The organism is Pseudomonas graminis (assembly GCF_004364335.1).
Classification (GTDB): domain Bacteria; phylum Pseudomonadota; class Gammaproteobacteria; order Pseudomonadales; family Pseudomonadaceae; genus Aquipseudomonas; species Aquipseudomonas graminis_D.
The window spans coordinates 260,779-272,925 of the sequence record NZ_SOCR01000005.1 but is presented as its reverse complement, the minus strand read 5'-3'; the positions used below and the strand labels follow the sequence as shown (position 1 = coordinate 272,925).

Here is a 12,147-nt window from a genome sequence, read left to right as displayed (position 1 = left end):
GTGTTTCGTCAGCCTTGAACCACCGCGCAATCAATCGGACGGACACTCATGATCAAAGACAGCCATACACATCACATCTCCCAGCAGTTCAACGCTGAACTGGAAGAAGTTCGCAGCCACCTGCTGGAAATGGGTGGTCTGGTCGAGAAGCAGGTCAACGATGCGGTCACCGCGTTGATTGAAGCCGACTCGGGCCTGGCCCAGCGCGTGCGCGAGGTGGACGACCGCATCAACCAGATGGAGCGCAACATCGATGAAGAGTGCCTGCGCATCCTGGCCCGTCGTCAGCCCGCTGCCTCCGACCTGCGTCTGATCATCAGTATCTCCAAGTCGGTTATCGACCTTGAGCGCATCGGCGATGAGTCCACCAAAATCGCCCGCCGTGCGATTCAGCTGTGCGAAGAGGGTGAGTCGCCGCGCGGTTACGTCGAGGTGCGCCACATCAGCGATCAGGTCAGCAAGATGGTGCGCGATGCGCTGGACTCGTTCGCCCGCTTCGATGCCGATCTGGCGTTGTCGGTCGCGCAGTACGACAAGAACATCGACCGCGAGTACAAGACCGCGCTGCGCGAGTTGGTCACCTACATGATGGAAGATCCGCGCTCGATCTCCCGCGTGCTGAACGTGATCTGGGTCCTGCGCTCGCTGGAGCGCATCGGCGATCACGCGCGCAACATCTCCGAACTGGTCATCTACCTCGTGCGCGGTACCGACGTCCGCCACCTGGGCCTCAAGCGCATGCAGGAAGAAGTCAAAGGCCTGACCGCCGAAAGGATTAATGTTCTGGACACGCCTGACGATAAATAAGATTGCCTGAGAAAAAACGCCTGGCGACCGCCGGGCGTTTTTGTTTCTCCGGTCTGCCCATATTTTTCTAGTCACCCGCGAGTAAAAGTCCCGGTGTCGTCAAACAGTTTGGCAGCTGGCCACCCGCCAGCGAATGCTCGCCATTTACGGTGAACACGCCATCAGGAGCGTCGATGAGTAAAGTCAGTGTATTGGTGGTGGATGACGCACCGTTCATCCGTGATCTGGTCAAGAAAGGCCTGCGCAACGCCTTCCCGGGGATCGCTTTGGAAGACGCAGTCAATGGCCGCAAGGCGCAAGTGCTGCTCAGCCGTGAAGTGTTCGATCTGGTGTTGTGCGATTGGGAAATGCCCGAAATGTCCGGGCTGGAATTGCTGACCTGGTGCCGCCAGCAGGACAACCTGAAGACCATGCCTTTCATCATGGTCACCAGCCGTGGCGACAAGGAAAACGTGATTCAGGCGATCCAGGCCGGCGTCTCTGACTTCATCGGCAAGCCGTTCACCAACGAGCAACTGCTGACCAAGGTCAAGAAAGCGTTGCACAAGGTCGGCAAGCTCGACGCGTTGATGTCCAGTGGTCCGGCCCGCGTCAACGCGGCGTTTGCCAATGATTCGCTCAGCGCCTTGACGGGTAATCGCCCCGAGGTCGTCAACACGACACCTGCGGCACCGCAGGCTGCTCAGCCTCTGGTTCAGCCTGTTGTCAAAGCGGCGCCTTCAGCCGCCCCGACAGGTCGCGGTCAGGGTCAGTTGCGTCTTCCGAGCGGGAACCAGCCCTGCGTGATCAAGGCGCTGACGCTCAAAGAAGCGTCGCTGCTGGTCCGCCGTGGCGAAGTGCTGCCGCAGATCCTTGAAAGCGCCGTGCTCGATCTGGAGCAGGGTGAAAACGCCGAGGTCGCGCGTCTCAATGGCTATCTGCACGCGATTGCCGCGTTCGAGCAAAAGCCGGACAGTGATTGGCTGCAGGTGACTTTCCGATTCGTCGACAAGGACACCCAGAAGCTTGATTACCTGTCGCGCCTGATTGCCCGTGGCACAGCGCAGAAGCACTTCGTGCCGGGTGCCTGATTCGCCGGCCAGTTCGCTGCGCTCCCGCGCAGCGTCTGGAAGACGGACTTATCAGCGAAGGCGAAGAACGGCCTGACGAAACGCACTATCACCCAGCATAGATATTGCAATTCCGATCGCGCCCCTGGCTGACGCGATTTCCTTGACGCTTCGTCTATTACCGATTGATTCGGATGAGTCCAATTGCGTCGACATCGCTGTTAGGCTGGGCGCCAATCGTCCACTCACCAGGTCTTTCCCGATGTTAGAGCGCGTGCTGGTTGTCTGTGCCTTACTGCTGGCCACGCAGACCGCCGGGGCAGTCACGATCTATCGGTTCACCGACGCCAATGGCGTGGTGTCGTTTACCGACCAGCCTGTACGTGGCGCGCAGGTGATGAAGCTTCGCGAGCGCATGGTCGAGCGCATCGACAGCCAGGTGCGCCTGAGCGTCAAGAAAGCCAACGGCAGCGACAGCCTCTATGTTCGCAATGATCTCTACGCGCCCGTTGAAGTCGAACTGCGTCTGGCCGGGGTGAAGAACGTGGTGGGGGTGTCGGATCAGGTCATTCGCCGCACCATCGCGGCGCGCAGCAACGAACGCCTCATCGCCCTCAGCCCGCAAGTCGCCAGCAAGGCCATGGCCTACAAGCCCAGCCTGCGATCAATCGTGGGCGACCCGCAGCGGGGCGTCTCGGCGAGTGGATTTGCCTATCGCTATCCGTTGCCATGGGTGGGCGGGCCGTTTCGCATCAGTCAGGGCGCTAATGGTTCTTACAGCCACGAAGGCGCCAAGAGTCGCTATGCGATCGACATCGCCATGCCTGAAGGCACGCAGATCATCGCTGCGCGGGGCGGGACCGTGATCAAGACCGAGAATGCTCAATCGGGCCGAGGCGCCAATCCGTCGGGCAACTTCGTGCGCATCCTGCACGACGACGGCACGATGGGCGTTTATCTGCATCTGCAGCAGGGCTCGGTGAGCGTCAAGGAAGGCCAGCATGTGGCCGTGGGCGCGCCGCTTGGGCGGTCCGGCAACACCGGCAACAGCACCGGCCCGCATTTGCACTTCGTGGTGCAGCGCAATGTCGGGCTGGCGCTGGAGTCGATCCCGTACGAATTCTCGCAACCGGTCCAGAGCCTGCCCAACTTCGCGATTGGCGGGAATTGATCATCTGCCAGTAAGGTGCCGCTTAGCGCAGGAGCGCGCTTGCCCGCGAATGGGATTGGCTAGTGGAATCGATCCAGGCCGACCCACAGCGTTCGCCAGCAAGCCGGCTCCTACAGATTCTGCGCCAGCCCAGGCGTATAGCCACACTGCGATTGATGAACCACCACAGACCCGTAGGAGCGTGGCTTGTCCCGCGATCTGGCGCGCAGCGGCAGCGAAATGGCACAACCGAGACCCGGCCGGCGGCGAGATCAATCCAGCTTCAACACCTTCGCCAGCACGATCTTCGGGCCTTTCATCTTTTTGATGATGATGCGCAGGCCTTCGACTTCCATGACTTCTTCTTCCTCAGGCACACGCTTGAGGCTGTCGTAGATCAGGCCTGCCAGGGTTTCGGCTTCCACGTGGTCCAGATCGATGCCCAGCAGACGCTCGACCTTGAACAGCGGCGTATCCCCGCGTACCAGCAGCTTGCCCGGCTGATAGGCCAGAATGCCGCGCTCGGCCTTGCGGTGTTCGTCCTGAATGTCCCCCACCAGCACTTCCAGCACGTCTTCCATCGTGAGGTAGCCGATGATCTTGCCGTCCGCCTCTTCGACCAGCGCAAAGTGCGCGCCGCCTTGACGGAACTGCTCTAGCAAACGCGACAACGGCATGTGCTTGGATACGCGCTCCAGCGGCCGCGTGAGCTCGGCAAGGTTGAAGGACTCGGGAAGGTGATCCAGCGCCGCCAGCTCCAGTAGCAGGTCCTTGATGTGCAACAGACCCACAAACTCGTTGCGGTCCGAGTCGTACACCGGGTACCGGCTGAACTTGTGCCGACGGAACATCGCGAGGATTTCCTTGAGCGGGGCGTTGAATTCCAGCGAAACCATGTCTTCGCGGGAATTTGCCCAGTCCACCACTTCCAGCTCGCCCATTTCCACAGCGGAAGCCAGCACGCGCATTCCCTGGTCGCTTGGGTCCTGACCGCGGCTTGAGTGCAGGATCAGCTTGAGCTCTTCACGGCTGTAATGATGCTCGTGATGCGGGCCGGGTTCACCCTGGCCCGCGATACGCAGAATGCCGTTGGCACTGGCGTTGAGCAGGTAGATGGCCGGGTACATCGCCCAGTAGAAGAGGTACAGCGGCACCGCCGTCCACAGTGACAGCAGCTCGGGTTTGCGAATGGCCCAGGATTTCGGGGCCAGCTCACCCACCACGATGTGCAGGTACGAAATCATGAAAAAGGCACTGAAGAACGACACGCCCTTAACGACTTCAGGCGACTCCACGCCCACCGTCTCGAGCAGCGGCGCCAGCAAGTGCGCAAACGCCGGCTCGCCCACCCAGCCCAGACCCAGCGACGCCAGCGTAATACCCAGCTGGCAAGCCGAAAGATAAGCATCGAGTTGGCTGTGAACAGTGCGCAGAATGCGTCCGCGCCAGCCGTTTTTCTCGGCAATGGACTCAACGCGGGTGGAGCGCAGTTTGACCATGGCGAACTCGGCCGCAACGAAGAATCCGTTGAGCAGAACCAACACCATTGCGAAAAGAATCATGCCGAAATCGGCGAAGAGTGAAGCCAGGCTGATACCAGGGGAAGGGTCCATGATGGGGTTTTGCAGGTTCCGTTTTGAAGTGTGGAATGAAACAAGCCCTCACAATTGGAGGGCACAAGGGACGCAATTTAGCGGCTATCTACCGGCTTGCCTAGACTTTGGTCATCTGGGCCGGGGCAAAGTTGCAGATAAACACACTGCCCTTGCCGGGGACGCTGTTGATTTCCAGTGTCGCGCGGTGTCGCAGCAGCACGTGCTTGACGATCGCCAGGCCCAGGCCTGTTCCGCCGGTGTTTGACGCGCGGCTGGAGTCGACGCGGTAGAAGCGCTCGGTCAGACGCGGAATGTGCTTGCTGTCGATGCCGATGCCGGAGTCCTGCACGCTCAGGTGGGCGCCACGTCCGTCACTCCACCAGCGGACGCGGATCTTGCCCTCGGCCGGCGTGTATTTGACCGCGTTGAAGATCAGGTTGGAAAACGCGCTGCGCAGCTCCGCCTCGCTGCCCTTGAGGCTGACGTCGCTTTCCAGATCCAGCGTGATCTGTTGATTCTTGCTTCCCGACAGGGCTTGAGCATCATTGGTGATGCTTTGCAGCAGCGACGACACGGCCACGGGCTGATTGTCGGACGGATAATCGGTGGCTTCCAGCTTGGCCAGCAGCAAGAGGTCATTGAGCAGCGTCTGCATGCGCCCGCCTTGCTGATGCATTTGCTGCAACGCACGGACCCAACGTGGATTCACTTCCTCGACGTTATCCAACAGCGTCTCCAGGTACCCGCAGATGACCGTCAACGGTGTGCGCAGCTCATGGGACACGTTGGCCACGAAGTCTTTGCGCATCTGCTCCAGTTGATGCATGCGCGTCACGTCGCGTACCAGCATCAGATGCTCATTGTTGCCGTAGCGGGTGATCAGCATCTGAATGCGCAGGCGGTCGTTGACCGGCGAAGGGATCTCCAGCGGTTCGGCGTAATTGGCGTGCGCGAAGTACTCCTTGAAGCGCGGGTGGCGAACCAGATTGGTCACCGGCTGACCACTGTCCTGAGGCGTTTTCAGGCCCAGCAAGGTTTCGGCGGCGCGGTTCCACCATTCCAGATTGCCGTCGCTGTCGAGCATGATCACAGCGTCTTTCAGCGCCGCAGTGGATTCCTGGACACGGTCGATAACCGCTTGCAAGCGGCCCCGGACGCGCTGATCGCGACGTTGCAGATGGTAAATGCTGTCGAAGACCTCACCCCACAAGCCATAGCCATCGGGCGGCGGCTCGTCGGGTTTGTGATGGCGAAGCCAGTCATGCAGGCGCAGCAGCTGTTTGAGGGTCCAGGCCAGATAAAGCCCCAGACCGATTGCCAGACACCCGCCGTAATGCCCGCTGATCAAACCGGCCAGCAGCGAGGCTGTGACCAACATCAGCAAGTGGCGGATCAGGGTGCCATGCCAGTTGTGATTCAATTAACGCGTCCTTGTCTTCAGCGGTCTGAATCGCTGCCACAAGCTTTTTCAGCTTTTGGTGGAGAAACGGTAGCCAGTACCGCGGACGGTTTGTACCAGATTTTCGTAAGCCTCGCCGAGTGCTTTGCGCAGACGCCGGATGTGGACATCAACGGTGCGCTCTTCCACGTAGACGTTTCCGCCCCAGACCTGATCAAGCAACTGCCCGCGGGTGTAGGCGCGTTCCTGATGGGTCATGAAGAATTGCAGCAGGCGGTATTCGGTCGGGCCCATCTCGGCAGGTGTGCCGTCGATGGTCACGCGGTGGCTGATCGGGTCCAGCAGCAGACCGCCCACTTCGATCGGCGATTCGCCATCGTTCGGTGCAGCCCGACGCAGCACGGCCTTGAGCCGGGCGACCAGCTCGCGGGGAGAGAAGGGTTTGGTGATGTAATCGTCGGCGCCGACTTCAAGACCCTGGATCTTGTTGTCCTCTTCGCCTTTGGCCGTGAGCATGATGATCGGGATGTCACCCGTCAGCTCGTCACGCTTCAAGCGACGGGCCAACTCGATGCCGGATGTGCCCGGCAGCATCCAGTCCAGCAGGATGAGGTCCGGCTTGCGGTCGACAATAACAGCGTGGGCCTGTTGAGAATTCTCAGCCTCAATGCAGTCATAGCCGGCCATTTCCAGTGCGACGGCAATCATTTCGCGAATGGGCGCTTCGTCGTCGACGATCAGAATACTCCTGCCAGCCATGCCTCGAACCTCATGTCATTTAACTGTCTTGGGGCGCATTAGATAACGGAATTATTGCAGTCGTGTGACAGGTTAGTTCGAGCTAGGCTTATTCGCCGATCTAGCGCTAAGCTGGGGACTTGTCCTACAAGAAATGTCCGTACAACGACAAACAAGAAGAGGATTCATCCATGGCTAAAATTTCTTCCGCACTGATGCGTCTTTTGGCGGCAGCAGCGCTGGCATCATCCGGCATGGCATTCGCTGCCGCGCCCGCGATGACCAGTGATGGCATGCTCACCGACCACAAAGGCATGACCCTCTACACCTTTGATAAAGACACCTCTGCAGGCAAATCCGTCTGCAACGATCAATGCGCAACTAACTGGCCGCCGCTGATCGCCACAGCAAGCGACAAACCTGAGGGCGACTGGACCATCATCAAGCGCGATGACGGCGCCTCGCAGTGGGTTTACAAGGGCAAGCCGCTGTACTTTTTCAAAAGCGATAAGGCCGCAGGCGACAAAACCGGCGACGGCAAGGGCGACGTCTGGCACATCGCCAAGCCGTGATCTGAGCCTTCCAACCGCTGCGTCGGCCTGAATCGGTCAGCGCAGCGCGTAGTCCACCACGATACCGACAAAAATCGCCAGTCCCGCCCAATGGTTATGCAAAAAGGCCTTGAAGCAGGCTTGCGGGTCTTTGTCCCGCGTCGACCAGAACTCCCAGGCGAAGCATCCCGCGGCGACCAGCAGGCCGATGAAGAAGTACAGGCCCAGCTCAAAGCGCGTACCCGCCAGCATCAGGCAGAACAATGCCAGGCATTGCAGCGTCAGGATGATCACCCGATCCGCATCGCCGAACAGCACGGCGGTGGATTTCACGCCGATCTTCAAGTCGTCCTCGCGATCCGTCATCGCGTAATACGTGTCGTATCCCACCGTCCACAACAAATTGGCGATGTACAGCAGCCATGCGGCAGCTGGCAGCTCGCCGGTCTCGGCGGTAAACGCCATTGGCATGCCCCACGAAAACGCCGCACCCAGCACCACTTGCGGGTAGTAGGTGTAGCGCTTCATGAAGGGGTAGCACGCCGCCAGGGCGAGCCCGCCGAATGACAGCCAGATTGTCGTTGCGTTGGTGAACAACACCAGCACAAAGCTCAGCGTCACCAACACTGCGAATAGAATCAGCGCTTCTTTTGAAGACACCCTGCCACTGACCAAAGGCCGTTGCTCGGTGCGTTTGACGTGGCCGTCCACCTTACGGTCGGCGAAGTCGTTGATCACGCAGCCCGCCGCGCGCATCAAAAACACGCCGACGACGAAAATCAGCAGGGTGCTCAGGGACGGCGAACCTTTCCCGGCAATCCAGACGGCCCACAAGGTGGGCCACAGCAACAGATAAACACCGATGGGCTTGTCGACGCGCGTGAGCTGGACGAAGTCCCAGGCGCGCGGGTGCAGACGGTTAAGGGATTTGAGCAACGACAGGTACATCAGCGGCCCTCTTGGGCGTGCAGTGGAAGGTTGGCTTCGATCGCGCGCCATGCCGTCGGCAGAAACACTTCCGCTACCAGAATGCTTAAAGTCCCACGGCTGAAACAGGAACGGCGTCCCCACAAGCCCTGCTGTGCGTCAGTCTTGGGCAGCCATTGCGCAGGATAGCGGCAGACCTGCAGCGGGCCGCGAGCGAAGGCTTTATCGCTGAACAGTAATTCGCCAAGCGACCGGGTGCCGAGTTCGTCCATGTGCAGTCCATCATGCTCCAGCGCAGTTCGCCCAGCGACGCTGCGGGCAAACACCCACTTTTCATCGTGGCCCAGCAGATACACTTCACGCACCCAGCCTTCACTGCCCTCAGGCAAGTGCAGCGCGGCGCATTCATCTTCACGCAGGCGCTGCCAGCCTTCGAACTGCGGCTCGACGCAAAAGCGGTCGTCAGAGAGGCGGGTCAGGCGTCGGGTCAGGGAATCTTCGTGGAACAGCCACTCAAGAACGACGGGCGAGGGGGCTTCGATCAACTGATCGCGCAGAAGCCACTCGGGCGCTGGAAATGCAGGGGTTTGCTGGATCACGGGAGACAAACACAGGCGGCAATCGAGGCGGCGAGCTTAGCATGATTGCGATGTTTGACCGACGGCCGGAGCGCGCGCCATTTTGCGCTGACGCACCCGACGCCTTCCCGGCTAAAGCCAGTCCTACTGGGATATGCGGTGTATTTGTGGGACCGGCTTCAGCCGGGAAGAGGCCGGTGTGTGCGCCATCAATCTTGCAGCGTGGCACCCAACGCTTTCCCGGCTAAAGCCAGTCCTACTGGGATATGCGGTGTGATTGTAGGACCGGCTTCAGCCGGGAAGAGGCCGGTGTGTGCGCCATCAATCTTGCAGCGTGGCACCCGACGCCTCCCGGCTAAAGCCAGTCCTACTGGGATATGCGGTGTATTTGTGGGACCGGCTTCAGCCGGGAAGGGCCAGCCCGAGCACTATTAATTTTGCGGTGTAACTCCCGACGCCTGCCTGGCTGCTCAGTCCTGCTAACAGCGCGCGTTATGAATCGATGAAACTTGCGTCATGGCGCTGTGATCAGTAAAAGGCCTGACCCATTCGATAAACTTCGCGACGACAGCGAAGCGTCTGGGACGTCTAGCCTGAAACCAAGAGAACCGAGCGATGAAAAAGTGGCAATGCATAGTCTGTGGCCTGATCTACAACGAAGCCGACGGTTGGCCGGATGACGGCATCGCGCCGGGCACGCTCTGGCAGGATGTGCCGGAAGACTGGCTGTGCCCTGATTGCGGCGTCGGCAAAATGGATTTTGAAATGATCGAAATCGGCTGATCCGCCGATTTCCACGACCTCTCTGGAGAAATGAATGAACGCACCTGTCGTGATCATCGGTACCGGGCTGGCCGGCTATAACCTCGCTCGCGAATTTCGCAAGCTGGATGGCGAGACGCCGCTGTTGCTGATCACCGCCGATGACGGCCGTTCGTACTCCAAACCCATGCTCTCCACCGGCTTTGGCAAAAACAAGGAAGCCGACGGCCTGAGCATGGCCGAGCCGGGCGCCATGGCCGAGCAGCTCAGGGCCGAGGTGCGTACGCACACCCGCGTCAGCGGCATTGATCCGGGTCACAAGCGTCTGTGGATCGGCGAAGAAGCGGTGCCTTATCGCGATCTGATTCTGGCCTGGGGCGCGGAAACCGTGCGGGTGCCGGTAGCGGGTGACGCTGCCGACGCCATATTCCCGATCAACGATCTGGAGGACTACGCGCGTTTCCGGGCCGCAGCGGCAGGCAAGAAACGGGTGTTAATCCTCGGCGCCGGCCTGATCGGCTGCGAGTTCGCCAATGATCTGATGCTGGGCGGTTACGAAATCGACCTGGTTGCGCCGTGCGAGCAGGTGATGCCCACGTTGTTGCACCCGGCAGCTGCCGCAGCGGTACAGGCCGGGCTGGAGAGCCTGGGCACGCGTTTTCACCTCGGCCCTTTGCTGACTCGGCTTGATCGTGCCGGCAACGGGCTTGAAGCGCACTTGTCCGATGGCCAGGTGCTGCATTGCGATCTGGTGGTGTCGGCCATCGGCCTGCGTCCCCGCACTGATCTCGCCGCAGCGGCGGGCCTGGAAATCGGGCGTGGCGTGGTGGTCGACCGGCATTTGCAGACTTCCCACGCAAACATCTATGCGCTGGGCGACTGCGCTGAAGTCGATGGGCTGAACCTGCTTTATGTCATGCCGCTGATGAATTGCGCCCGAGCCTTGGCGCAGACGCTCGCTGGCACACCCACGCCCGTCAAATATGGCCCGATGCCGGTCACCGTGAAAACACCGGTTTGCCCGCTGGTAGTGTCCCCGCCGCCCAAGGGCTCGGAAGGTGTCTGGACCGTGGAAGGTGAGGCCGCCGACATCAAGGCGCTGTGCCGCGACAATGACGGCAACCTGCTGGGTTACGCGCTGACGGGCGCTGCGGTGATGGACAAGCTCGCCCTGAACAAGGCCTTGCCCCCGTTGCTGGCATGATTAACAGTCGTTCTGTCGGATAAGCCATCTTTTAGTTGAAACAAACGTGGCCCACGTACTGGCGCGGGTCCCGGTGGCGTGCCATTCTCATTCCGGTCTGCCGCAACGTAGAGCTGTTGCGGCACCTGCTCGCTGTCCGCAAGGGCTGCACGGGACATAAAAACAAAAAACCGTAAAAGAGGCTTCATATGCGTAAACCAGAACTCGCAGCGGCTATTGCCGAGAAAGCAGATCTCACCAAAGAACAAGCCAATCGCGTCCTCAACGCCGTGCTCGACGAAATCACCAACGCGCTGCACAAGAAGGACAGCGTCACGCTGGTTGGCTTCGGCACTTTCTTGCAACGCCATCGTGGCGCCCGCACCGGTAAGAACCCTCAGACCGGTGAGCCCGTCAAGATCAAGGCCAGCAACACGGTGGCATTCAAGCCGGGCAAGTTTCTCAAAGACAGCGTTAATCCGGACGCGGTAAAGCCAGCGAAACCAGCCAAGCCGGCTGCAGCCGCCAAAGAGGCCAAGCCAGCCAAGGCCGCAGCGGCCAAGGCACCCGCAGCAAAGAAAAAGTAATTCGCTGAGCGCTCTGCGGAGGGCGAGCAGCACGGAGATGGGCATGCCGATCAGTCGGCATGTCCATTTTTTTATGCCCGATGAATCAACCGGCGCTGCCCTGCGCGTTGCGTCTAGCTCGCCACTTTGCGACCGACCGGTTCTGCTTGCTCACTGTTCAATCAAGCTCGCTACACTGCGGCTGGTCACTCTGACCGACGCCGATCCCATGAGGCCCACGTATGAAGTTTCGTTTTCTACTCTGGATGTTGGGCCTGTTGATGGGCCGCGCCAGTCGCAATAACCCCGCTTTTCAGCAGCAGCTCGCGGGGAAAGATCTGGCTTTCCAGCTGCAAACGGCTGATGGCAAGATCGCCCGGCATTTCATCGTGCGCGATCAACGCGTCAAAAGCCGCGCCGGCACCTTTGCGGCGCCTGCTTTCGTGATTTCTTTCAAGGATGCCGATTACGGCTTCGCCACCATGCAGGCCCGGAACAAGCAGCTCGCTTTCATGCAGGGCATTCAGGACAAGAACATCCTGGTCACCGGCAACGCTGGACTGGTGATGTGGTTTCAGGGCCTGACAAAGTATTTGAAGCCGAGGAAGAAGAAAAAGGTCGCGGTCTGAGCGACGAAGCCTGTGGTTTTACAGACTCAGTACAGAGCTATCTGCTGATCCAACGTCTAATAAAGATCCCGACCCCTACATGAATCTGTAGCAGCCGGCTTGCTGGCGAACGCGGTATGTCAGATATGAACATGCCGACTGACAGAATGCATTCGCCAGCGAGCCGGCTCCTACAGTTGCCCTTAGTCTCTATAGGGCACTTCAGGGCACTTC

12 protein-coding genes and 1 pseudogene are annotated in these 12,147 nt (G+C 59.9%); 8 read left to right on the top strand and 5 right to left on the bottom strand.

Going from position 1 to position 12,147, the window contains the following annotated elements:
* Positions 1 to 48 precede the first annotated feature (48 nt).
* The 3 genes from phoU (at position 49) to EC919_RS11190 (ending at position 3,027) form a co-directional block, all read left to right on the top strand.
* Positions 49 to 807 (top strand): phosphate signaling complex protein PhoU, encoded by a 759-nt coding sequence (phoU, locus tag EC919_RS11200; protein ID WP_133773894.1) that lies wholly within the window; start codon positions 49 to 51, stop codon positions 805 to 807.
* A 173-nt stretch (positions 808 to 980) separates the two neighbouring features.
* Positions 981 to 1,877: a response regulator gene (locus EC919_RS11195; RefSeq protein WP_133773892.1), complete on the top strand. Its 897-nt coding sequence runs from the start codon at positions 981 to 983 to the stop codon at positions 1,875 to 1,877.
* 241 nt (positions 1,878 to 2,118) lie between these two features.
* Positions 2,119 to 3,027 carry a peptidoglycan DD-metalloendopeptidase family protein gene (locus EC919_RS11190; protein ID WP_133773890.1) on the top strand — a complete coding sequence of 303 codons (909 nt, stop codon included), beginning with the start codon at positions 2,119 to 2,121 and terminating at the stop codon, positions 3,025 to 3,027.
* Positions 3,028 to 3,278: 251 nt separating this feature from the next.
* On the opposite strand, the gene EC919_RS11185 is transcribed toward EC919_RS11190, so the two are convergent.
* The 3 genes from EC919_RS11185 to phoB all read right to left on the bottom strand — a co-directional run bounded on the left by EC919_RS11185 (position 3,279) and on the right by phoB (position 6,759).
* Entirely contained in the window at positions 3,279 to 4,619 is a 1,341-nt protein-coding gene (locus tag EC919_RS11185; RefSeq protein ID WP_122623573.1) for a hemolysin family protein, read from the bottom strand.
* A gap of 100 nt (positions 4,620 to 4,719) precedes the next feature.
* The gene (phoR, locus tag EC919_RS11180) at positions 4,720 to 5,979 is read right to left on the bottom strand and encodes a phosphate regulon sensor histidine kinase PhoR (protein WP_243842245.1); all 1,260 of its coding nucleotides are present in this window, start codon (positions 5,977 to 5,979) and stop codon (positions 4,720 to 4,722) included.
* 90 nt (positions 5,980 to 6,069) lie between these two features.
* Positions 6,070 to 6,759, bottom strand: coding sequence for a phosphate regulon transcriptional regulator PhoB (gene phoB, locus EC919_RS11175; protein ID WP_065988205.1), 690 nt, complete (start codon positions 6,757 to 6,759; stop codon positions 6,070 to 6,072).
* 170 nt (positions 6,760 to 6,929) lie between these two features.
* Here phoB and EC919_RS11170 point away from each other — a divergent pair, with 170 nt between their 5' ends.
* Positions 6,930 to 7,310, top strand: coding sequence for a COG4315 family predicted lipoprotein (locus EC919_RS11170; RefSeq protein ID WP_133774211.1), 381 nt, complete (start codon positions 6,930 to 6,932; stop codon positions 7,308 to 7,310).
* Between the two features lie 36 nt (positions 7,311 to 7,346).
* Here EC919_RS11170 and ubiA read toward each other — a convergent pair whose 3' ends face one another.
* Both ubiA and EC919_RS11160 read right to left on the bottom strand, forming a co-directional pair.
* On the bottom strand, positions 7,347 to 8,237 hold the full coding sequence (ubiA, locus tag EC919_RS11165; RefSeq protein WP_133773886.1) for a 4-hydroxybenzoate octaprenyltransferase: 891 nt from the start codon (positions 8,235 to 8,237) through the stop codon (positions 7,347 to 7,349).
* On the bottom strand, positions 8,237 to 8,815 hold the full coding sequence (locus tag EC919_RS11160) for a chorismate--pyruvate lyase family protein (protein ID WP_133773884.1): 579 nt from the start codon (positions 8,813 to 8,815) through the stop codon (positions 8,237 to 8,239). Before EC919_RS11160 ends, ubiA begins: the two co-directional genes overlap by 1 nt.
* Before the next feature lie 594 nt (positions 8,816 to 9,409).
* Between EC919_RS11160 and EC919_RS11155 the strand changes: the two genes are divergently transcribed.
* The 4 genes and pseudogenes from EC919_RS11155 (at position 9,410) to EC919_RS11135 (ending at position 11,934) form a co-directional block, all read left to right on the top strand.
* Positions 9,410 to 9,577, top strand: a complete 168-nt coding sequence (locus EC919_RS11155; RefSeq protein WP_002555879.1) for a rubredoxin — start codon at positions 9,410 to 9,412, stop codon at positions 9,575 to 9,577.
* 34 nt (positions 9,578 to 9,611) lie between these two features.
* Entirely contained in the window at positions 9,612 to 10,760 is a 1,149-nt protein-coding gene (locus tag EC919_RS11150) for an NAD(P)/FAD-dependent oxidoreductase (RefSeq protein ID WP_133773882.1), read from the top strand.
* Between the two features lie 188 nt (positions 10,761 to 10,948).
* Positions 10,949 to 11,218, top strand: a pseudogene (locus EC919_RS11140) (HU family DNA-binding protein); the annotation flags it as partial.
* A 329-nt stretch (positions 11,219 to 11,547) separates the two neighbouring features.
* Entirely contained in the window at positions 11,548 to 11,934 is a 387-nt protein-coding gene (locus EC919_RS11135) for a helicase (protein ID WP_133773879.1), read from the top strand.
* Positions 11,935 to 12,147 lie beyond the last annotated feature (213 nt).